18 protein-coding genes and 1 tRNA gene are annotated in these 22,637 nt (G+C 64.8%); 4 read left to right on the forward strand and 15 right to left on the reverse strand.

Going from position 1 to position 22,637, the window contains the following annotated elements; all coding sequences use genetic code 11:
- From ABEI27_RS11975 to tuf, 3 genes are all read right to left on the reverse strand, one after another.
- Positions 1-72, reverse strand: a tRNA-Ala gene (locus ABEI27_RS11975).
- Positions 73-214: 142 nt separating this feature from the next.
- Positions 215-523 (reverse strand): 30S ribosomal protein S10, encoded by a 309-nt coding sequence (gene rpsJ / locus ABEI27_RS11980; protein WP_049985148.1) that lies wholly within the window; start codon positions 521-523, stop codon positions 215-217.
- Positions 524-1,789, reverse strand: coding sequence for a translation elongation factor EF-1 subunit alpha (tuf, locus tag ABEI27_RS11985; protein ID WP_375799639.1), 1,266 nt, complete (start codon positions 1,787-1,789; stop codon positions 524-526).
- 335 nt (positions 1,790-2,124) lie between these two features.
- On the opposite strand from tuf, the gene ABEI27_RS11990 reads away from it, so the two are divergent.
- Positions 2,125-4,707 carry a 5'-nucleotidase C-terminal domain-containing protein gene (locus tag ABEI27_RS11990; protein ID WP_375799640.1) on the forward strand — a complete coding sequence of 861 codons (2,583 nt, stop codon included), beginning with the start codon at positions 2,125-2,127 and terminating at the stop codon, positions 4,705-4,707.
- A gap of 153 nt (positions 4,708-4,860) precedes the next feature.
- Here ABEI27_RS11990 and ABEI27_RS11995 read toward each other — a convergent pair whose 3' ends face one another.
- The 3 genes from ABEI27_RS11995 to ABEI27_RS12005 form a co-directional block, all read right to left on the reverse strand.
- A complete protein-coding gene (locus ABEI27_RS11995; RefSeq protein WP_375799641.1) occupies positions 4,861-5,820 on the reverse strand; it encodes a homoserine dehydrogenase in 960 nt (319 codons plus the stop codon).
- Positions 5,817-6,365, reverse strand: coding sequence for an amino acid-binding protein (locus ABEI27_RS12000; protein WP_375799664.1), 549 nt, complete (start codon positions 6,363-6,365; stop codon positions 5,817-5,819). Before ABEI27_RS12000 ends, ABEI27_RS11995 begins: the two co-directional genes overlap by 4 nt.
- A 496-nt stretch (positions 6,366-6,861) precedes the next feature.
- The gene (locus ABEI27_RS12005; RefSeq protein WP_375799642.1) at positions 6,862-9,051 is read right to left on the reverse strand and encodes an elongation factor EF-2; all 2,190 of its coding nucleotides are present in this window, start codon (positions 9,049-9,051) and stop codon (positions 6,862-6,864) included.
- A 239-nt stretch (positions 9,052-9,290) separates the two neighbouring features.
- Between ABEI27_RS12005 and ABEI27_RS12010 the strand changes: the two genes are divergently transcribed.
- Positions 9,291-10,055 (forward strand): DUF5781 family protein, encoded by a 765-nt coding sequence (locus ABEI27_RS12010; protein ID WP_375799643.1) that lies wholly within the window; start codon positions 9,291-9,293, stop codon positions 10,053-10,055.
- Positions 10,056-10,144: 89 nt separating this feature from the next.
- On the opposite strand, the gene ABEI27_RS12015 is transcribed toward ABEI27_RS12010, so the two are convergent.
- The 9 genes from ABEI27_RS12015 to ABEI27_RS12055 form a co-directional block, all read right to left on the reverse strand.
- Entirely contained in the window at positions 10,145-10,759 is a 615-nt protein-coding gene (locus tag ABEI27_RS12015; protein WP_375799644.1) for a 30S ribosomal protein S7, read from the reverse strand.
- A gap of 1 nt (position 10,760) precedes the next feature.
- Positions 10,761-11,189, reverse strand: coding sequence for a 30S ribosomal protein S12 (locus ABEI27_RS12020; protein ID WP_089768796.1), 429 nt, complete (start codon positions 11,187-11,189; stop codon positions 10,761-10,763).
- 251 nt (positions 11,190-11,440) lie between these two features.
- Entirely contained in the window at positions 11,441-11,863 is a 423-nt protein-coding gene (locus ABEI27_RS12025; RefSeq protein ID WP_375799645.1) for a NusA-like transcription termination signal-binding factor, read from the reverse strand.
- A 3-nt stretch (positions 11,864-11,866) separates the two neighbouring features.
- Positions 11,867-13,117, reverse strand: a complete 1,251-nt coding sequence (gene rpoA2, locus ABEI27_RS12030) for a DNA-directed RNA polymerase subunit A'' (protein WP_375799646.1) — start codon at positions 13,115-13,117, stop codon at positions 11,867-11,869.
- Positions 13,110-16,034: a DNA-directed RNA polymerase subunit A' gene (locus ABEI27_RS12035; protein WP_375799665.1), complete on the reverse strand. Its 2,925-nt coding sequence runs from the start codon at positions 16,032-16,034 to the stop codon at positions 13,110-13,112. Before ABEI27_RS12035 ends, rpoA2 begins: the two co-directional genes overlap by 8 nt.
- A 12-nt stretch (positions 16,035-16,046) precedes the next feature.
- Entirely contained in the window at positions 16,047-17,876 is a 1,830-nt protein-coding gene (rpoB, locus tag ABEI27_RS12040; RefSeq protein WP_375799647.1) for a DNA-directed RNA polymerase subunit B, read from the reverse strand.
- 3 nt (positions 17,877-17,879) lie between these two features.
- Complete coding sequence (locus ABEI27_RS12045) at positions 17,880-19,448, reverse strand: DNA-directed RNA polymerase subunit B'' (RefSeq protein ID WP_375799648.1); 1,569 nt, start codon at positions 19,446-19,448, stop codon at positions 17,880-17,882.
- Positions 19,445-19,672 carry a DNA-directed RNA polymerase subunit H gene (locus ABEI27_RS12050; RefSeq protein WP_089768809.1) on the reverse strand — a complete coding sequence of 76 codons (228 nt, stop codon included), beginning with the start codon at positions 19,670-19,672 and terminating at the stop codon, positions 19,445-19,447. The genes ABEI27_RS12045 and ABEI27_RS12050 overlap by 4 nt, the downstream gene beginning before the upstream one ends.
- Positions 19,673-20,015: 343 nt before the next feature.
- Positions 20,016-21,308: a glucose-6-phosphate isomerase gene (locus ABEI27_RS12055; protein ID WP_375799649.1), complete on the reverse strand. Its 1,293-nt coding sequence runs from the start codon at positions 21,306-21,308 to the stop codon at positions 20,016-20,018.
- 97 nt (positions 21,309-21,405) lie between these two features.
- Here ABEI27_RS12055 and ABEI27_RS12060 point away from each other — a divergent pair, with 97 nt between their 5' ends.
- Both ABEI27_RS12060 and ABEI27_RS12065 read left to right on the forward strand, forming a co-directional pair.
- Positions 21,406-21,939, forward strand: coding sequence for a hypothetical protein (locus ABEI27_RS12060; RefSeq protein ID WP_375799650.1), 534 nt, complete (start codon positions 21,406-21,408; stop codon positions 21,937-21,939).
- 127 nt (positions 21,940-22,066) lie between these two features.
- The gene (locus tag ABEI27_RS12065; RefSeq protein WP_375799651.1) at positions 22,067-22,561 is read left to right on the forward strand and encodes a DUF5812 family protein; all 495 of its coding nucleotides are present in this window, start codon (positions 22,067-22,069) and stop codon (positions 22,559-22,561) included.
- Positions 22,562-22,637 lie beyond the last annotated feature (76 nt).

Raw genomic sequence — 22,637 nt, forward strand, 5'->3', positions numbered from 1 at the left:
TGGACTCGCTGGGATTTGAACCCAGGGCCTCTTCCTTGCGAAGGAAGCGATCTACCGCTGATCTACGAGCCCGTAGTACGGATGAAGGCGGGGCGTCATTTGTACTTTCTGTTTCGTTCCCTGCGCGTGGTGCGATCGCACGCGAAGCGGCGCGCGTGACGCCGACGCCTTAGCGCCGTGACCGACGAGTGCGCCGTCAGGCGGGGCGTCGACCTCAGTCTTCGAGGACGATCTCGATGCTGACGTCGTTTGGCACCTGAATCCGCATCAGCTGCCGAAGCGCGCGTTCGTCGGCGTCGATGTCGATGAGACGCTTGTGGACGCGCATCTCCCAGTGCTCCCACGTGGCCGTCCCCTCGCCGTCGGGGGACTTGCGTGCGGGCACTTCGAGCGTCTTCGTCGGCAGCGGGATCGGTCCACTGAGGTTGACTCCCGTTTTGTTCGCGATTTCGCGAACGTCATCACAGATATCGTCGAGGTCATCCGGGCTGGTCCCGGCGAGACGGACGCGTGCCTGCTGCATCTATCGCTCGTTGACCTCGAGGACCTTCCCGGCCGCGATGGTCTGACCCATATCGCGGACGGCGAAGGATCCGAGCTCGGGAATGTCGCCCGACGGCTCGATGCTGAGCGGCTTCTGCGGGCGCACGGTGACGACCGCAGCGTCGCCGGACTGGATGAAGTCGGGATCTTCCTCGGCGACCTCACCCGAAGCGGGGTCAAGTTTCTGATCGATGGATTCGATCGTACAGGCGACCTGCGCCGTGTGGGCGTGGAAGACCGGCGTGTAACCGGCGGTGATGACCGACGGATGCTGCATCACGACGACCTGAGCCTTGAACGTCTCGGCGACCGTCGGCGGCTCGTCGGCGGGACCACAGACGTCACCGCGGCGGATGTCGTCCTTGCCGATGCCACGGACGTTGAATCCGACGTTGTCGCCGGGGCCGGCTTTCGGTACTTCTTCGTGGTGCATCTCGACGGTCTTGACCTCGCCGCCGACGTCCGACGGCTGGAAGGAGACGTTGTCGCCGGGGCTGATGGTACCCGTCTCGACACGTCCGACCGGGACCGTCCCGATGCCCGAGATGGTGTAGACGTCCTGGATCGGCAGGCGCAGCGGCGCGTCCGTCGGCGGCTGCGGCTCCGGTAGGTTGTTGAGGGATTCGAGCAGCGTCGGGCCGTCGTACCAGGAGGTGTTGTCCGAGTCCTCGGAGACGTTGTCGCCCTCGAACGCAGAGATCGGGATGAAGGTGGCGTCGTCGGCGTTGAACTGGACCTGATTGAGGAGCTGCTGAACCTCTTCAGTGACCTCCTTGTAGGAGTCCTCGCTGTAGTCGACGAGGTCCATCTTGTTGACGCCGATGATGAGTTCGTTGATGCCCAGGGTGCGAGCGAGGAAGACGTGCTCGCGGGTCTGCGGCGCGACACCGTCGTCGGCGGCGACGACGAGGACCGCGTTGTCGGCCTGTGAGGCGCCCGTGATCATATTCTTCACGAAGTCACGGTGGCCCGGACAATCGACGATCGTGAAGTAGTACTCGTCGGTGTCGAACTCCTGGTGGGCGATGTCGATGGTGACCCCACGCTCACGCTCTTCGGCGAGGTTGTCCATCACATAGGCGAACTCGAATCCACCCTTGCCCTTCTCTTCGGCTTCTTCGCGATGCTGCTCGATTACGTGCTCGGGGACGGATCCTGTCTCGAACAGGAGTCGCCCGACCAGCGTACTCTTACCGTGGTCAACGTGGCCAATGATGGCCAGGTTCTGGTGCGGTTTGTCACTCATAGGTAGGTCACGCGCTAAGGCGCTCTGTACCGCTTTCTTTAGCCAGAAAGCCCTAAAACCATTTCGATACGTAGACGGCCGAAACGCCGCAGTATCGCGGTTTGTGGCAGCATCTACCACGGATTTGATGTCGTGCCAGCACCGGACGCGACGGTCGATATAGGGCTCCAAAGCGCTACATATCGATACGAGGAGTCGGCCAACCGACGACAGACGTATAGAGTCCCAATATCAGGATTCAAGCAGTCAGCATATCATCACTTTGCTGAACCGTGGTCCGAAGTGGTTCGAAGCCAAGTCGAAGCGTTCTTGCAACGATACTCGCGGCGTTGCTGGTGGTGTCGTCCGTCGCCGCGGTGGCACCGACCGCACTGGCGCAGTCTCAGCAACAGCGCGTTTCAATTGATTCGATACAGCGTCCCTCAGGCAACACCGACGCCTCGCCGTACGCGGGCACGAACGTGACCACGTCGGGGACGGTAACGGCAGTCGCCAACGAGGGATACTACATCCAGAACGGGACCGGGGCGTACAGCGGTGTGTACGTGTACACCGGTTCGCAGCCGTCTGTAACCCCCGGAGACGTCGTCGAGGTCTCCGCACCGGTCACCGAATACTACAATCTGACAGAACTCGACGCGAGCGCGGGCGGGGCATCGACGACCGTCACCGGGACAACCGCGCCGCCCACACCGGTCACGCTCGACACGGGATCGGTCGGCCAGGAGCGGTACGAAGGCGTGCTCGTCACCGTACCGAGCGCGACAGTGACGCAGCCACCCGGACAGTACGGCGAGTGGGCCGTCGACGACGGGAGCGGGTCAATCGCCGTCGATGACGTCACGACAGGCGCGTCCGCGACTCCGAACGAGACGGGTGCGACGGTCGAGTCGCTGACCGGCCCCGTCTTCTACAGTTTCGGCACGTTCAAGCTCCAGCCGACGTCTATCGGGCGGATCACGTCGCCCACCGACGGCGGAGCAGAGAGTCCAGCGTCGCCGACTAACGGGACGACGCTGACGGTTCTCTCGTACAACGACATCCAGACAGCGGCGTCAGATCCGACGGCGATGGGACGACTCGCGGGAGCGGTCAACGAACGCCGGGGTGCACACGGGAATCCGACGGTCGTCGTCGGCGGCGGCGATCAGGTGAGCCCGAGTTCGCTCTCGCCGGTGAGCAACTGGACGGTCCCGATCGCCGCGACCAACGTGATCGATCCGGCCGCCGACGTGGTCGGTAACCACGACCTTGATTACGGCTTCGACGCCGTCGCCAACTTCTCTACCGCCTCGAAGTACCCGTGGCTCCTCGCGAACGTCCGCGCCAAGAACGGCGGGGGAGTTCCCGGGACGCAAAACTACACCATCGTCGAACGCGACGGCGTTCGCATCGGGATCGTGGGGCTCGTCGACGACGCCATCAAGCCGAAGACGGTAGCGGAGTTCGAGAAGCAAGGGTATACCGTCACTGATTACAGTCGGGTCGGTGAGCGCGTCGCAACGAAACTCAAGGCCGAGAAGAACGTCGACGTGGTTATCGCGGCCGCCCACATCGGCGTCGGCGACTCGAAGGAACTCGCCAGGGAAACGAGCAACATCGACGTGATCGTCACCGGCGACGACGAGGTCAGGTACGAACCGCAGGTGACGAGTGGGACAGTAATAATGGAAGCACAGGCCCGAGCCGCCTACCTCGGAGAGGCGAACCTCACCGTCAGCGAGAACGGCTCGGTCGCGTTCCAGGATGGCCGGTTGCTAACGGTCGCCGGCAACGACGTGGTTCCCGTGAACGGGACTGTCAGAGACACCGTCGCCTCCGCCCGCGGGGAACTCCTCTCGACGGTGATCGGCCGGACGACGGTCCCGCTCAACTCCACGTTCGCCGCGAACTACCACGACGAGACGGCCTGGGGAAACCTGATCACCGACGCGTTCCGTGCGAAGACAGGCGCAGAGGTCGCCATCACGAACGCCGGTGGTATCCGGGGGAACTTCGTCATCGAACCGGGTAACGTCACGTACGGGGACGTCTACACGTCTCTGCCGTTCGGGAACACGCTCGTCACGAAGCGCGTCACCGGCAGCGAACTGAGGACGTTGCTCGCGAGTCAGGTCGTCACGCTCGAATCGATCGAGGGGCAACAGTACGGGCAGGAAGCCTCCCTCCAGGTCAGCGGCGTCTCCTACGAGATGGTCGCTCACGACGGATCCACCCCGGTGATCCGCGACGTGTACGTCAACGGCGAGCCCCTGCGGGCGAACGCAACGTACAACGTGACGGTCAACTCCTATATGGCCGGGTGGGACGACTTCAGCGACGATCCAACGGTCAGCAGCGACTACACGCTCTACGGCACCGCCGTCGCCAACTACATCGAAGCGAGGGGGACGGTCTCGCCCCGCGACACGAACCGCATCCGGCGGGTGGATCGGGAAGTCGGCTCAGAGTGGATATTCGCGCGAGGTGGCCGGTACGTTCCGATTCACTACGACGTGCCCGACAGCGTCGTGTCGGTCAACGCGTCGTCGGTGCGGCTGCAGAACGCCACAGGAGCGGCCCTCTCGGCCGACCGCGTCCGACTCCGAGATGACGACCTGCTCGTGTACTTCGACCGCGGCGAGTTCCACTCGTTCGCGGGCGCAAGCACCCATCTCCAAGTATACGCACACTACACCGACGCCAGGTACGACGACCAGCGCGCGTACTTCGAGCAATCGGTGCTGAACGGTGGTCTCGAGAGCTGGCAGCCAGCGACGGACACCGCACCGCCGGAGGAGGAAGACGACGACGAGCGGGAGGACGAGAGAGCGGACGAGTCGGGTGACGACGAGCAGGAGAACGACAACGAGCGAGAGGGGACAAACGAGCAGGAAGCCGAGGAGCGAGGCAACGAGAACGGACGGGGAGACGGCTGATCCGGTCGGTGAGCCGAACCGGCGTCTGAAAACGCCGATGACACAGCGGTCGGTGGTCCGACAGCGACCGTTTCACAGCACTGGCGGGCCGGGGAGGCCGGGGATCGATCCCTGAGCAGGCTCGGGTGACACCTGACCAGGTGAGCGGTACCGTTACTCCAACCGGCCGACGTCACCGAGAACCGCCGACGCCGTCTCCGGACCGCCTGCACCGCGGCCGCTCAGGTTCAGTTGGCCGGCGTGGTCGGTCTCCAACTGGACGATGTTCCGCGTGCCCGTGACCGCGAGCGCGGCGTTCTGCGGGACGAGTCGCGGCCCGACGTGGATTCCGTCCCGGGTGGCCTCGCCGACGAGCCGGATCGTCCGGCCGTCCTCGGCGGCCAGTTCGAGCGCGCTGCCGGGAACGTTCGTGATCCCTTCGACCGCTGCGTCCTCGAGCGTGAACTCCCGCTCGTCCTCCGAGAGGACGTTCGCGAGGATGACGCACTTCAGCGCAGCGTCGGTCCCCTCGACGTCGAACGTCGGGTCCGCCTCCGCGACACCGAGATCCTGGGCCTCCGCGAGCACGTGCTCGTAATCGATCCCTTCGGCAGCCATCCGCGAGAGGATGAAATTCGCCGTGCCGTTGAGCACGCCACGGGCGGCCGTGACGTGAGACGGCGAGAGGTCCTCAACCGTCGAGACGATGGGGATGGCCCCACCGACAGTGGCCTCGAAGCGGACAGCGCCCTGGCTGTCGCGTTCGAGATCCCTGAGGTCGGCGTAGCGCTCGGCGACGGGTCCCTTGTTCGCGAGGACGGCGTGTCGGTCGCGTTCTAAGGCGGTCTGAAGATGCGAGAAGCCGGGCTGGGCGTCGCCGAGGGTCGTCGGCGTCGCCTCCACGAGGACGTCGTAGTCGGCCGCCAAGGCGTCCTCCGGGTCGCCGTCACCGACGTGGCCCTCGTTCGCTTTCCGGTCGAGAGTCGTTTCGACGTCGATGCCGTCGTCGTCGACGGTGGCTGACGAGGAGTCCGCGAAGGCGACGACGCTGTGGCCGTAGTCGGCCGCCAGTTCGACGACCGACCCGCCGACGGCACCGGCGCCGACGACCGCCAGGCGCTTGCCGTCGGTCATACCGCACCTCCTGCAAGCGGTTCGACGACCTGCAGCTCTTTCTCGTCGGCGATCTCGTGGACAATCGAGAGGGCCGTCGTGGCTTCGCCCGCCCGCGTCGCCATCCGGAGCCGGGCGCTCGACGTGTCGCTGCGGCCCGCGGGGGCGTTCAGCGAGAAGTCGTCGATCGAGGCCGCCGGGCAGTCCTCAATCCGGCGGAGCGTATCAGAGAGATCGGTGTCGACGAGGTGACCGACGAGCAGTACGACCACTTCTTCGGCGTAATGCTCTGCGCCCGCTTGCACGACGTTGACGCCCTCGTCACGGAGTGCGGTCACGATTGCGTCGAAGCGGTCCGGCGTCGCCTCGACGTCGACCTCGACGGGGATCCGCCCGCGCGGGGTGATGTTCCCCCGCTCGTGGAAGATCGAGAGGAGGTTGCCGCCGTTTGCCGAGATGGGTTCGAGCGCGTCGAGGAGTTGTCCCGGCTGGTCGGCGAGTTCCAGTCGGATCGTGTGGGGCTGTGGATCGCCGTCAGCGGTGGTGTCCGGATCGGTGCAATCCACGCGACTCGGTCGCGAGGACTCGGTTTCAGCGTCGGTTTCGACATCGGTGTCAGCCGTCGATTCGGCCTCCGCGTCGGGATCTAGCGTCGACGTCACTGCTCGATCACTCCCGGGCGGGAGCGGGCCTCACGAGCCACGGTTCGATGAGAGACGACGACTCGACGGCCGCGGTGAGCGGCGGGTCGAGATCGTGAGGTCGGAGCCGTACACATACCCCAAGATCAACCCCCGGACTGATATAAGCCTTCGTCGATGCACGCGTTGCTGCCGGCGAAAACTGCCGCTGACTCGTCGGTTCGAGCGGGGCAGGCGCCGGATGATCGGCTCGGCGATGAGAGCGAACCGGCCGAAGAGTGAGAGCGGCTGCGTGCACAGTCAGTCGCCCGAGCGCACCTGGACCTGCGGTCCAATTTGTGTTTCGGTATCGGACGACAGAACAGCAGCGTCGGGTGCGGAGAGAAACCGCGTCGGGCCGACGGAAATGTACTTGTGCGACCTAGAACTGGTCGACGGACTGCGGGAGTTCGAGTTTCATTCCCTTGCGCTCGCGGATCTCCATAATCTTCTCTCGCTGGAGGTTGTCCGAGAGCACGCGGAAGCCGGCGTTCTCGGTGTTCCACGAGGCGCGGCCTTCCGTCGCCGAGCGGATGTCCGAGGAGAAGCCGATCATCTCTTCGACGGGCGCGATGCCCTCGATGACCATCAGGTCGCCTTCCTGGAACATATCGTCGACGCGGCCACGACGACCCTGGATCTCGCCGGACGCCGAGCCCATATGCTCGGAGGGAACGTCGATGCGGACGTTCTGGATGGGTTCGAGCAGTTTGATGTCGGCGTCGATGAGCGCGCGGTGGACCGCGTTCCGAACTGCCGGAATGACCTGTGCGGGACCACGGTGGATGGTGTCCTCGTGGAGTTTCGCGTCGTGGAGACGAAGCAGTGCGCCCTGGACCGGCTCGTTGGCGAGCGGGCCGTCGTTGAGCGCCTCGTCGAGCCCCTCGATCACGAGTTCCATCGTCTCGTTGAGGTGTTGAATCCCCTTCGTGTCGTCGATGAGGATGTTGGTGCCGTGGATGTGCTCGACCTCCTGAGAGGTGTCTTTGTCCATTCCGGCCTCCTGCAGCGCCTCACGACGCTCCAGTTCGGGCATATCCATCGAGACTTCGCCGAGTTTGATCGCGTCGACGATGTCCGTAGACAGGGGCTGAACCGTGATGTAGAACTTGTTGTGGCGGTTCGGCGAGACGCCCTCGACCTCGCGGGAGGCGTCTTGGGGTGACTCCCGGAAGACGACGATCGGTTCGCCGGTCTGGACCGGGATGCCCTGATTCTTCTGTATGCGCTGGGTGATGACCTCGAGGTGGAGTTCGCCCTGTCCGCTGATCAGGTGTTCGCCAGTGTCCTCGTTGATTTCTACCCGAATGGTCGGGTCCTCTTTTGCGACCTGCTGGAGCGTCTCGATGAGTTTCGGCAGGTCGTCCATATTCTTCGCCTCGACGCTCTTCGTGATGACCGGCTCGGAGATGTGCTCGATCGACTCGAACGGCGTCATCTCCACAGAGGAGACGGTCGAGCCGGCGATCGCGTCTCGCAGACCGGTCACGGCCGCGATGTTGCCCGCGGGGACGCCGCGGTCGAGTTCTTCGCGTTCGCCGCCCATGAAGATTCCGACGGACTGGACGCGGTTCTTCCCGACTGTCCCGGAGACGTAGAGCTCCTGTCCCTGCGTGATCGTCCCGCTGAAGAGTCGCCCGGTGGCGATCTCGCCGGCGTGAGGGTCCATCGAGATGTCGGTCACCATAAAGACGACCTCGCCGTCGTCGTCGACTTCCTGCATCTGCTGGGCGAGTTCCGCCTCGTCGTCGCCGCGCCAGACGCGCGGGATACGGCGGGGCTGGGCGTCGAGCGGGTTCGGGAAGTGCTCGGCGACCATATCGAGGACGACGTCCGACAGCGGCGTCTGTTCGTGGAGTTCGAGCCGCTGGTCGTTGCGCTCCATCTCGATGATCTCGGGGAAGCCGATGCCGGTCCGAGCCATCGAGGGCGCGGAGACGCCCCACTTGTAGAGCGCGGAACCGAAGGCGACAGTCCCGTCTTCAACGGAGACCGTCCAGTCGTCGATGTTGTCCATATCCTCGGTCATCCCGCGGATGAGTTCGTTGACGTCACCGATGACGTCCATCAGTCGCTCCTGCATCTCCTGGGGCCCCTCCTGGAGTTCGGAGATGAGGCGGTCGACTTTGTTGATGAACAGCGCGGGCTTGACGCCCTCACGCAGCGCCTGCCGGACGACTGTCTCGGTCTGCGGCATCGCGCCCTCGACGGCGTCAACGACGACCAGCGCGCCGTCGACCGCACGCATCGCCCGCGTCACGTCGCCGCCGAAGTCGACGTGGCCCGGCGTGTCGATGAGGTTGATGAGGTGGTTCTGTTCTTCGTACTCGTGGGTCATCGAGACGTTCGCCGCGTCGATGGTGATTCCACGTTCCTGTTCGTCCTCCTCGGTGTCCATCATCAGGCGCGTCGCCTCGCCCTCGTCGGCGATCATTCCTGCACCCGCAAGCAGGTTGTCCGTCAGGGTGGTTTTTCCGTGGTCGACGTGAGCCGCGATGGCGATGTTCCGGATCTGCTCCGGATCCTCCATCAGTTGCTCACACTCTTGTACGATCTTCTTTCGTCGGCCCATTATGTGCCTCTGTACCGGTAGGAGGGTCAAAAGGGTAGTGTTTTCCCGGCCTCGAAATCGACCGATACGGCGGTCACCACGCAGGTATGTACCTTTTTACCACGGTGTCTGAGCGCCTCGCGACGACCGTGAGCAGAGGCCGAACGATGCACTGCCGGGTGGCGTGGCCCCAATTCGAGCCGAAGCCGACAAATCCGGGGGTAAGAGTCTTATCGAACCACCCCGTGGCAAAGACACGTATGGACCTTCGAGTACGCGGCGACGTCCCGGCCGATACATTCCTCGGCGCGGCAGACCTCTTTGAAACCGAGTGCGAACTCGACCTTCCGGTGCACGTCGACGTTCGAACGGATCCCGACGAGCGGACCTGGGCGGCGCACTACGAGGACCGCCACGTATTGAACATCTCCCGGCAGGCGGCGACCAGCGCGATGGCGCGCGAGTTGATCGTCCACGAACTCGCGCATATGGCCCGCAACGAGGAGGGCCACGCCTCGCATCACCTCAAGACCGAAGAGGCGCTCTTTCTCGCGCTCTCGGGCGAATCAGTCGAGCGCCGGAAGGTCGCACACTGCTATCAGATTGCGAATCATATGAAAGACATCTACGCCGACGACATCACGCTCTCGGTGATGCCGTCCGAGAAGTTGGTCTCCTTTCTGGAATCCGAACTCGCCCGCGCGGTCGCGACGCGGCCCGGCTCCGCCCCGCGGCCGGACTCGCGCCGCGTCACGGCGGGGTCGGATCCGGAGATCACCGCGGTCAATGCGGCGTTCGCGCTCGGCCTCGTCGAGCGGCACGACGTCGTCAGCCGGGACCACCAACTCTACGACCTCGCACACGCGGCCGCCGACGACGCGCCGAGTGTCGATCTCGACGCGTTCAAGCGGCGCTTCAAGTCGCTCGGTGACGACCCCTCCGACAGCGATTACCGGAAGACGCTGGTCGACGCAACGCGGGCCTACGTCGTCGGCGAATCCGGGAGCAGTATGGCTGCCGACTGACCTCGGCCGAGCGATGCGCAAGCACAGCGCCGGGGCTCTCGAACGGAACGAAGAGAGAAGGAACTCGGACGCCGTGAGTGGCGAACGGCCTACCGGGCCGCTTCCGCGACGCGCTCGGACTCTTCTTTCTGGCCGATGGCGTACGACTGGACATCGTAGTCGGCCGCGCCGATGAGGACCTGCGCGAGCGCTTCGTGGGCGCTCTGCGGGCTCTTGTAGGAGCCCCGCTGGGTCCCCTCGGCGATGAATTTCAGCGCCTGGTCGACGCGACGCTGGGGCGCGACGTCGACCGCCTGCGGGACCGAGATCCCGCCGTATTTGAGACGCACCGTCTCCTCACGGGGCGCGGCGTTCTCCACCGCGCTGACGAGGACCTGCACCGGGTTCTCCTCGGTGCGCTCGTGGACGAGATCGAAGGCGTCCTTGACGATGTTCATCGTCTTCTGCTTGTGACCTGTGTTCTCCTCGGTCTGCATCAGGCGGTTGACGAGCCGCTCGACGACGCTGATCTCGGACTTCTGGAACTGCTTGGACGCGTGGCGACCCATCGTGTGAGCAATGGGCGTCACGTTGATATAACGTTCCGTCGAGGGGTCCGAATACTCGATGTCGGTTACGTTCCAAACACCGAACAGTTGCGCGTTCGTCTCGGCTTCCTCGCTGTCGGCCGGCGCGTCCGGTTCGGGGGCTTCGCTTTCGGACATCTTAGCGCACCGGCTTTTCGGCGTTACCGCGGACCAGTTCGATCATCGAGACGCCGTTGACCTTCTCGACTTTGTAGTTCACGCCCGAGAGGTCGCCCATCGCACGACCCTTTGCGCCGCCGATCCCGGCGATCGTGACCTCGTCGTGCTCGTCGATGAACGAGATTGCGCCGTCGCCCGGACAGAAGGCGGTGACCTGCTTGCCGTTCTTGATCAGTTGCACTCGGACGCACTTTCGGATCGCCGAGTTGGGCTGTTTCGCTTCGATCCCGACCTTCTCCAGGACGATCCCGCGTCCCTGCGGGGCCCCTTCGAGGGGATCGGACTTCGCACCGAGACCGCGTTCGCGGCGCGCGTACTCGGAGTCGGACCAGCGTCGCTTCTGCCGGTCCTGCTTGAGTTTTCGCGCGGCATATTTGCCGTTCGCCATAGTGACTCCGGATTCCCGGCGGAGCTACTTAAGCCTCCCTTTTCGCACCTGCCGAAACGGCCGCAGGTCGGGTTAGCGCCCCCTAAGGACGATTCTGCGCCCGTCTTTTTCATCGAGACTGCTCCTGGGACACGGCCGCTCACTGGGGGAAACGGGCTGAACGGCGTGGAGAACGTGTCGTTTTCGATCGAGCAGTGATCCCAGAATGGGTGAAAACGGGACGACGCCCAGCCGACGGGCCGTTCCGAAACTCAGGTCAACTGAATGTCGTCAATGTCGTAGTGTCGCTGGGCGAGCGTCCGCGCGGTCTCGATGTGCGTTCCGTCCGCACCGATTGCGACACCGCGGTCGTCGTCCGGCACTTCGACGTAGGCGATCGTCTCGCCACCCTGTTCGGACAGCGTGACGTGTCTGACCGCCGCAGGCGCGAGTGCGCTCTCGACGAAGGCGCTTGGAGTGCTGGCGTCCTCGACGAGTTCGACGTCGCGGCCGATTGTCTCCTCGACCGCTTGGACGTGCGCGCCGCCGGGGCCGATCGCCGCGCCCATCTCGCCGGCCGCGACGAGGATGACAACGCGATCGTCGTGGGGGAGACAGTCGCGTGCCGTCGCCCCCGTCTCGTCCTCGAAAAGGGCGATGAAGCGCCGCGCCTCGTCGGAGAGCGTGACTCGCATCCCTCAGTCGTCCGTGTGCTCGGCGGCGGAATCGGACGGCGCGCCGCCGTCTGTCTCGAGCGATCCCATCCGCAGGTCCACGTCGCCGGTCCCGATCGAGACGGGCTTGCCGACGATGACGTTCTCGATGACGCCGTCGAGGTCGTCCTCCTCGCCGTGAACCGCCGCGTCGAGCAGGTGATTGACCGTCACCTCGAACGCTGCCCGCGCCAGCACGGAGTCTTTCGACCCCGAGATGCCGTGCCGACCGATCGACTCGATCTCGCCGCGGTTCGTCATAATGTCCGCAACGAGCATCAGGTGTCGAACGTTCACGTCGTCGAGCCCCTGCTCGCGGAGCGTCTCCATCGTTTCGTTGATGATGGCCTCACGAGCCGCCTCGACGCCGAGATTGCGGTAGACCTCGTGGATGTTGTTACTCGTCGTGCGGGAGGCGTCGACGCCCTCGATCGAGAGCACGTCGCCGAAGGCGGACCCCTCGGTGTAGAGGACGAACTCCTCGCCGTCGGTCTGCTCGTTGTCTTCCTTGCGGATGACGACGCGGGAGATGTCCTCCAGTCCTTTGAACACGATGTCGCGCAGCTCCTCGACGAGTTGGAGGAGCCGACGGTAACTCGGTTCCTCCGGGCCGAACTCGATGAGCGTCTCCGAGCGTCGAGTCGAGACGCCGAGCGCGTCTTCGATTGTCTCGGCGATCTCCTGGGCGACGGTATCGACGCTGTCGACGGTCGGCCACCGCTCGGCCAGCGTGTCTTCGTTCAGATCGACCTGCACGATCATATCGGCCACGTTCGTGGAGATGTCCCCGAGCGCGAGGATCTTCGTCGCCTCCATCTGCCAGACGACCTCGTGAGCGCGCTCGCGGTTCTCGGCGTACTCGTTTTCGAGGTGGACCGTCATCATCGGCGTGTCCGGCGTCTTCCGCGCGTCGACGAGTTCGATGAGTCGGGGCAGCCCCTGCGTGACATCGATCTCGGCGACGCCCGCGTAGTGGAACGTGTTCATCGTCATCTGCGTTCCGGGTTCACCGATCGACTGCGCCGAGACGGTCCCGACGGGGTCGTGCGCGTCGACGCGGGAGTCTTCGTAGCGCGAGGAGATCGCCTGCGCGATCTCGTCGGCCTGCTCGATGGTGACGTCGCCGTCGCGGTCCTCGATAGTCTCGTAGATGCGGTGCCGGAGGCTCTCGGGCAGATTGTAGTCTGTCACGATAGCCTCGATGTCGTCGGTGATGTGCTCGTACTCCTCAGTCATCGGACTCCACCTCCAGGCTCTGGGCCTTGTCGAGGCCGGGCCCGGCGTACTCTGAGATGTTCGTCGGTCCTTCCTGCCGGCCGAGGAACAGTTCTTTCTCCTCGTTGGACTCGAACTCGGCGTCGAGAATGCGGTCGGCGACGTTCTCGACGTCGATCGGGTTCTCTTCGGAGGAAGAGACCTTCACGGGCGAGGTGCCGTCCTCGCCGAACTCGAACTGGACGACCGTCCCCGAGGTGTCGCGGACGGTGCCGTCGTACTGCGCCTCCAGTTCGGAGAGCGCGTTGATCAGCCGACGCTGCAGGTACCCGGACTTCGACGTCCGGACGGCCGTGTCGACCAGGCCCTCGCGGCCACCCATCGCGTGGAAGAAGAACTCGCGGGGGTTCAGGCCGCTGCGGTAACTGTTCTCAACGAAGCCGTGTGCCTCCGCCGAGAGGTCGTCTCTCTGATAGTGGCTGAGCGTCCGACCCTCGTAGCCGCGGTTGATGCGCTCGCCCCGAACGGCCTGTTGTCCGACACAGCCGGCCATCTGCGTGAGGTTCAGCATCGATCCACGCGCTCCGGAGCGGGCCATCACGACGGCCGGGTTGTCGTCCTCGAAGTGATCCTCGGCGATCTCACCCGCGGAGTCGCGGGCCTTGCCGAGTTGCTGCATAATCTTCATCTCGAGCGTCTCGTCGACGGTGCGGCCCGGCAGCGACTCGAGTTCGTCGGCCTCGTAGATGTCGATGAGTTCGTTGACGCGGTCGTAGGCGTTGCCGATCGCCTCGTCGACCTGCGCTGTCGCCTCGTCCGGGATGGACTCGTCGTCGATCCCGATCGAGAACCCGAAGTGCATAATCGCCCGCATCGCCAGCGAGGCGACCTCGTTGACGAATACGCGGGCGCGAGTCTTCGAGTGGATCTTCGCGAGCGTGTCGACGACCTCGCCGCCGAACGCGCCGACGGCGTCCTCGTCGATCGTTCCCGAGGTGAGCTGCCCGTCTTCGATCACGACCTCGTCGCCGGCCGAGGAGGTGAACTCGAGGTTCAGATCGTCCGGGAGCAGTTCGCTGAAGAGCTGTTGACCGGTCCAGTAGGGCTCGCCGGTCTCGTCCTCGCCGACCGGTTCGGGGAGGGTATCGATGCTCGTCGCCCGCAGGAGGTCGAGCGCCTGCGTCTCGGAGAACTCTGGATTGCCGTTAGTGAGGAGATAGGTGCCGGAGATGTGGTCCTGGATCGCGCCGATGATGTTCTCGCCGAAGCGCGGGCTCAGGAGTTGCTCCTGAACGCGCATCAGGACGCGGGCCTCAGCCCGCGATTCCTCGGTCTGCAGCGCGTGCATATTCATTTCGTCGCCGTCGAAGTCGGCGTTGTACGGCGGACAGACGACCGTGTTCAGCCGGAACGTCTTGTACGGCATCACGACGACTTCGTGGGCCATAATCGACATTCGGTGCAGCGACGGCTGGCGGTTGAAGATCACGATGTCGCCGTCGATCAGGTGCCGGTTGACTTCCCAGCCGGCGCCGACCTTCTCGGCGAGTTCCTCGCAGTTCTTTTCGGTCACCTTCAGCCGGCGGCCGTCGGGCCGCTTGACGTAGTTCGCACCGGGATGGCCTTCGGGGCCGTTCCGGACGTACTGCTTGGCCTGTTCGAGGTTCCGCTCGGAGACGTTCATCGTCTGGGTCATCTCGCGAGCGACGCGCTCGGGAACGCCGACCTCGTTCAGCGAGAGAGTCGGGTCCGGCGAGATGACGGTCCGCGCAGAGAAGTTCACGCGCTTCCCGGACAGCGAGCCGCGGAAGCGGCCCTCCTTGCCCTTCAGGCGCTGGCTCAGCGTCTTCAGCGGACGGCCGGAGCGGTGACGTGCCGGCGGCGTGCCCGAGATCTCGTTGTCAACGAAGGTCGTGACGTGGTACTGAAGCAGTTCCCAGAGGTCCTCGATGATCAGTTGCGGCGCGCCGGCCTCACGGTTCTCCATAAACCGCTGATTGATCCGGATGATGTCGACGAGTTTGTGCGTCAGGTCGTCCTCGGACCGCTGGCCGTTGTCGAGCGTGATCGACGGCCGCGCGGTGACCGGCGGAACCGGGAGGACGGTCATAATCATCCACTCGGGTCGCGAGCGGCTGGGGTCGATGCCCAGTGTCTCGATGTCCTCGTCGGGGATGTCCTCGAACCAGTCGCGGATGTCCGAGGGCATGAGCTTGTTCATATCCTCCTCGGTGAGGTCGAGGTCGAGTGACTTCTCGATCTTCTTTCGGTCCTCGCCGACCGGGCGGAACTCCCCGGAGAGGATGTCGTTGACTCGGCTCACGTCGAGCCCGGAGTCCTCGGCGAGTTCGGCGGGCGAGACGCCGCCGTCGCCGTCCTCGTCGGGTTGCATCGACTCGGCGATGCGCTCGGAGTAGTCCCCCGCAAGAACGTCCTGAACTTCGTAGTAGGTGGTCGGTTTCTCGTGTTTGATGTCGTGCTGGGGCGCACCGCAGTGCGGACAGCGGTCGGCCTTCCGGGCCTGGCGGACGGCCGATTTCAGGATGTCGGTCCAGTCTTCGCCGAGTTCCTCGTTGCGCTGGAGGCCGTCGCGGAACTCGTCTTGCTCCTCGGCCGTCAGCGAGAGGCGACCGCACTCCCGACAGGTCGAGCGAAGCAGGCGGCGGATGAGTTTCGTGAAGCCGACGTGGATGACGGGTGCAGCCAGTTCGATGTGGCCGAAGTGGCCGTTACACGAACCCGAATGCGACCCGCAAGTGCGGCACTCCAGGCCGGGGTCGATGACCCCGAGGCGGGGGTCCATCAGCCCCATATCGATTGGGTAGCCGTCGTCGTCGTAGGTGTCCGCGGTGATGATCTTCGTCGCGGACATATCTCGGTACGTCTCGGGGTCCATCAGCCCGAACTGGATGGCTCCGATCTCTTTGGGTGTCTGCATTGACATTGGTGGTTAGACTGCGTCTTCGAGGTCGAGGCGCGGTCGGATGCCGAGCGCGATCATCTCATCGAGGAGGAGCTTGAACGCGTAACTGATCTCGATTTCGTGGATGTCGTCTTCGTCGCCGGTCACGGGGTCGTAGATACGGCGCTGGCCGCGGTCCTCGACGGCGACCATCCCCGTCTCTGCGGAGATGTACACCGTCTCCTTGTCCGAGGAGTCGAGCAAGCGCTCCTGCAGGACCATCGCGGCACCGTGGCCGATGACGGTGTCGCGCTCCATCTCGCCCAGTCGGAGGCCACCCTCGCGGGCGCGACCTTCGGTGGGCTGGCGGGTGAGCACCTGCACCGGCCCGCGAGAACGGGCGTGCAGTTTGTTGCTCACCATATGGTAGAGTTTGTGGTAGAAGATGGTCCCGACGAAAATCTCGGCCTCGATCTTCTCGCCGGTGACACCTGAGTACATCACCTCTTTGCCGGAGGACTTGAAGCCGTGGTCTTCGAGCGCGCCGCGGAGTTCCGACTCGTCTTCGCCCTGGAATGCGGTGCCGTCGACGCGACGGCCCTCGAGCGAGCCGACCTTGCCGCCGAGCATCTCCAGCACGTGCCCGACCGTCATTCGCGACGGGAGCGCGTGGGGGTTCAATACGAGGTCGGGCACGACGCCCTGTTCGGTGAACGGCATATCCTCTTGCGGCGCGAGATGGCCGACGACGCCCTTTTGTCCGTGACGGGAGGCGAACTTGTCGCCGAGTTCCGGGACGCGCTGGTCCCGGACGGAGACTTTCGCCAGTTTGGAGCCGTCCTCGCCTTCCATCAGCGTGACCGTGTCGACCACGCCGGATTCACCCGAGCGCATCGTGACCGAGGTCTCACGGCGTTTCTGCGGCGAGAGTCCGCCCATATCGTCGGGTTCCTCGAGGAATCGTGGCGGAGAGGTCTTGCCGAGCAGCACGGAGTTCTCGTCGACGCGCGTTTCGGGATTGACAAGGCCGTCCTCGTCGAGGTGGGTGTACGCGTCTTCCCCGCGCGCACCGCGGACATCCTGGCTCGGCATCTCGAAGCGGTCTTCCTGGCCGCCGGGGTACCGGCGTTCCTCGCCCTCGTACGTCCGGAAGAAGTGCGAGCGCGCCATCGCGCGGTCGACCGAGCCCTGGTTCATCACCAGCGCGTCCTCGATGTTGAATCCTTCATACGACATCACAGCGACGACGAAATTCTGCGCCGCCGGCCGCTCGTCGAACCCGATCTGTTCGGTGGTCTGGGTCTTGACCATCGACAGTTGCGGGTAGTGCAGGAGATGCTGTCGCGTGTCGGGGCGGATCCGGTAGTTGGCCGCCGGCAGCCCCAGCGACTGCTTCATCATCCCTGCGCCCATCGTAATCCGGGGCGAGGCGTTGTGCTCGGGGTACGGGATCATTCCCGCACCGATTCCGAAGATGAGTTGCGGGTCGATTTCAAGATGCGTGTGGTTCTCGGAGACCTCGTCCTCGTCGACGGCGACGTAGATGTCCTCTTCCTCCTCGGCGTCGATGAACTCGACGTAGCCGCGCTCGACGAGGTCCTCGAACTCCAGGGCGCCCTCGTTGACCGCCTCGATTTCGTCGTCGCCGAGGAGCGGTTCGCCGTTCTCGACGACGATCAGCGGACGGCGCGCGCGACCGGCGTCGGCGTTGACGATGACCTCACGCGTGCGATCTTTCACCGAGACGTTGACCATCTCGCTGACGTCGCCGCGGCGGCGGGCCTCTCGGATCTGTTCTGCGAGCTGTTCGGGGTCGGGGTGGGTACCGACCAGACTACCGTTGACGTAGACTTTCGCCTCTCGTTGTGTCTGAGCCATTGATTAGTCGTCCGCGGGGGTTCCAGCTGCCGGTCCCTCGATACCGGGAATTCCTTCGACGCCCATCGACGCCAGTTCGCGCTTGAGCGACTGTTCGTCTTCGATGTTCTGTGAGAGCTCCATCGCCTGCGCGAAGTTCTTCACGAGGCCACAGTTCGGCCCCTCCGGGGTCTCAGAGGGACAGATGCGACCCCACTGGGTCGCGTGCAGGTCGCGCGCCTCGAAGTGCGGCTGACTCCGCGAGAGCGGGCTGCGGAGTCGACGCAAGTGCGAGAGCACACCCATATAGTCCGTCCGGTCGACGAGTTGGGACACCCCAGACCGCCCGCCGACCCAGTTTCCTGTCGCAATCGGGTGTTCGAGCCGTTCGGTGAGCACGTCCGAACGAACGACCGTGTTGACAGTCAACTGCCGGTTCCGCATATTCGCCCGTTCGAGTTGGTACTTCACGTCGCGGGCGAGTTTGTTGAGCGCCGTCCGGAAGAGGTCCTTCATCAGGTCGCCGGAGACCTTCAGCCGCTTGTTGGCGTAGTGGTCCTTGTCGTCGGACTCGCGGCGTTCGAGCGCGAGTTCGAAGCACGCCTCGGCCATCCGGCAGAGGTAGTACGCCTTGTTGATGCGCACGTCCTCGTCGTCGACGCCGTCCTCGTGCAGATGTGGCAGGAGGTACCGGTCGATGACGTAGTTCGCGCGCTTCAACTGGTAGTTCTTTCCCTGGCCGCCCGCAACGCGCTTGCCGAGCGTCTCGATGGCCTGCTCTTCGGTCTGGACTTCGGCCTCCTCCAGATTTTCGAGCATAAATTTCACGATCTCGGGGTCGTCGCTCACGCGGTGGACGATCTCCTCGTCGGATTCGAGTCCGAGCGCGCGGACGAGCGTCACGAAGTCGACGCTGCCCGAGACGGACGGGAAGGAGACTTCGAGCAGCCCCTCACGGTTGCGCTCACAGAGGACAAGTGCGCGGTAGCCACGGCGCTGCGAGAACGTCTTTGCGACCTGGATCTCGTCGCCGTACTTCGAGTCGTACTCGGCGAGGATCTTGTTGGGCGCGAGATCCTCGGAGGTCATCAGTACCCGCTCGGAGCCGTTGACGATGAAGTAGCCGCCGGGGTCGACGGGGTCCTCGCCGATCTCGATCAGTTCCTCTTCGGTGAGGCCGTCGATGTTGCACTTCGTCGAACCGACCATAATGGGCATCCGGCCCACTTTGGTCTCGGTCGTGTCGACGACGACCTCCTCTTCCTCTTCGCCGCCGCGGACGATGGACATCTCCATAAACACCGGCGCGGCGTAGGTGATGTTCCGGAGGCGGGCTTCCTGCGGGAAGAGTAGTTCCTCGGAACCGTCGGCTTCGCGGACGCGCGGGGTCTCGACACGCACGTCGCCCAGTTCGACGAAGACGGGCTCTTCGCCCTCCTTGTCGCCGATGTCGGTCTCGATACGTTCCTTCTCGGTGACGACGTCCTGCATCCCCCGATCGAGGAAGTTGTTGAACGAGCGGAAGTGGTGTTCTGCGAGCCGTTCTTCGGAGAAATACTCGCGTGAGACGACGCGTCGGTCCTGTCGGTTCATTCAATCACCAGTCGGTAAGATACCGCTTTGTCTGTGGTTCGAGAGTCGCGGACGATCTTGACGACGTCACCGACCGCCGCGTCGTCGGGCAGCGCCGGATCCTTCCGCTTGATCTTCGGCAGGTCGGCGCGTTTGACGTCGTACTGCGTCAGCATCGACTCGACCTCATCCTCGTCGATGAGCGTATGCTCTGGGACGAGCTCGTGTTGGCTTACGTCTACCATATCTTGTGACGGGGTGTGGTTGGGGAAGAAGTTCTCACGGGATACTACAGCCCGGTTCGAAAGGGAGCCATTTAACGCTTGCCAACTTTGGGTCGGAGAAGCACGGCTCACCGTCACGGGGGATCAATCACCCGTGTTGGCTCTACCCACGAAGGACGAGAATAAAGATGTTGCGGCGAGCGCGAACCGTCCGGCGCGGACTGCCGCGAGAGTTTATTTCGGATCACGGGACCAGCACCCACGTGCGCTGAACGCAGTCCCGCGTCGGGAAGCGGTTGCCCGGCACGTCGGCGCGGGAGCGGTCGTGCCGGCTGTTCACCCCCTTCAGCTGACGAGTCCGTCGCTACTCTACCACCAGGCTCGTCCGTTCGTCGACGGCGTCGGCCTCCTCGAAGCCGCCCTCACCGAGCAGTCCGCGAGCGGCGCGTTTCCCCCACTCGACCGCCGGCTGTGTGAACGTCGAAACCGACGCTAGTTCGCCGTAGAGGACGCACGCGGCCTCCATTTCGTAGAGCAGTGAGCCCAGGGATCGCCCGTCGACGGCGTCGATCTCGACGCGGATCGCGGGGACGCCCGACTCGACGAGGCTCGCCTCCGTCGCCTCGAACTCGGCGTCGAGCAGTTCGCCGAGCGAGGAGCCGCCGAGGTACGAGAGCCCGTCGAGGTCGGTCGCCGGAATCCCGAAATCGGGCCGGTCGCGCGGTCGGATGAGAGTCACGAGTTTGTCACGCGGCCCCGCACGGTACAGTTGGAGTTGCGAGTGCTGGTCGGTCGCGCCGAGCGCCCGCGCCGGCGTCTGCCCGAGACCGTCCTTCCCGAGACTCTCCGCCCACAGCTGCGCGAACCACTCGGCAAACGTCTCCAGCCGCTCGGTGTACGGCATCACCGCGTTGGTGAGCGCGCCGCGTCCAGCGAGTGCGTAGGTGGCCGCGCCGTAGGCGTACGCGGGCGTCTCGAACAGCGACCCGGACAGTCCGTCGGCCGCCTCTGCCGCGCCTGCCCGCAGCGCGTCGATATCGTGTCCCTGGATCGCGGCCACAGCGAGACCGACGGTCGAGAGCGCCGAAAACCGACCTGGAACGCCGTCCGGAACCGACAGCGACGGGAGGTCGTGCTTGTCCGCTAGGTCGCGGAGGTTTCCCGACTCGCCGGTCGTGACGAGCGTTCGCTCGGTCCAGTCGACGCCGGCGTCGGCCATCGCCTCGCGAACGACCAGGAAGTTCGCGAGCGTCTCGGCGGTGGTCCCGGACCGAGAGACGACGTTCACCACGGTCCGATCGAGCGGCAGCGACGCCAACAGCCGGGAGACGTGCTCCGGATCGACGTTGTCGAGGAAGTACGCGTCCGGATCCGCCGGTCCGGCGAGCGCGTCGGCGAGCGTCGCCGCACCGAGCGCGCTGCCCCCGATGCCGACCGTAAGAACAGCCGCCGGATCATCGAACGGCGCGACCGCGCCGCGGATGGCATCGAGGTCGACTGTGTCGGGGAGATTCAGCGCCGCATAGCCGTGTTCGCTGTTCCGACGACCGGCCTGAATTCGCTCGTGAGCGGTCGCCACCTGTTCGTCGAGCCGTTCGAGCGAGTCCCGGGAAACGCCGGGCGTCGCGCCGAGCGCGCTGCCGAGGTCGATGTGCATACGTACCGACTATCGCCGCAGGCGAAAAAGCGGTCGGTCAACACCGGGACATAACGAAATCGGTCTGTTGAAACGGCCCGGCGTCCTACGTCGGGCGATGACATCCGACTACGGGGGCGTCTTCGGCGCGTACCCGTTCGCGTTCCGGGCCAGCGAGTCGCGGCTGTTCAAACTCTACGTCGTCGCGAGCGGACTCGCCGTCACGCTCATTGGCCTGCTCGTCACCATCGCGTTGATCGTCCTCATCGGCCAGACCGCGGCCGTCCAGGGTGGCTCGCTGACGCTTTCTCGCGCCTTCTACGTCGTTATCGGCCTGCTTGTCGTCCTCCCCGCAATCGCGCCGACGCTCGTCGTAGCCCGTCGGCGTCGGCGGGGAACCGACACGTCTCGCCGTCACGAGACCGCTCTCGCCGTAGCCGGCTTTCTCTTCCTGCTCTCGCTGTATCTCGGGCTGGTCGCCTCGATGCCGGAGACGTTTGTCCTAGACGGCGAGATGGTAACCCGCCCACAGCCGACGGGAGCTTTCGCCCCGGTGATCAGCGTACTGTACGCGATTCCAGCGGTCCTCTCGTGGTCGGTGCCGCTCGCTGGGGCCGCGCTCGTCGGCCTCGCGCACTGGCTCTTCCGTTGAACGGTCGGTGTTCGGCTGAACTGTCGGCGAGTCGGCGGCGAGCCGACAGAGGGCCGCAGTCGCGGGCGATAACGGACGCAGCGACACGGCGAAACCGGCAAGTGCGCCAATCGTGTATCGGCGAGCGATGACTGACGCCGATACCGCAGCGGACGACGAACGGATCGAGGGGACGTTCCTCGTGACCGCCGCTGACGACGCCTCGGCCGTCTTCAAGAACGTCGAGAGCGGCCAGGTCCACACGTTGTCTTCGAATCCTGGCGTCGATCGCAACGACGTCGTCGAGGGGGCCGTCGCGCCCGATCCGCCGATGAACGTCTCCTACCAACTCGTCGAGACCGTCTCCCGGCGGTCGCTGTCTATCGATCGGAGCGAGGAACCGCCGACGGCGCGCTCCGAGGAGTTGGCCGCCGCACAGGACGTGGGCGACCTGGCCCGCGAACCGCGGGAGGGCACCGGGGAGATACACGTCATCACGGTTCCCGAAGACGACACGGAGACCGCCGTCGACGACGTCCTCGAAGGCGAGGAGGGACTGCTCTCGCGGGCGGCCCGCCTCGGGGTGAACCGGGTCGAGATCCGCTCGTCGCCGGGAGTGCTCTCGATCCGGTATATGCCGTAGCCTCCCGCAGTTCGGGACACGGCGGCAGCGACCGGTAGCGACGAGCATAAGAAGGCTTATTCGGCGGGGCTCTCCA

The sequence above is a fragment of the Halobellus sp. genome, assembly GCF_042218505.1.
In the GTDB taxonomy this organism is placed as follows: domain Archaea; phylum Halobacteriota; class Halobacteria; order Halobacteriales; family Haloferacaceae; genus Haloquadratum.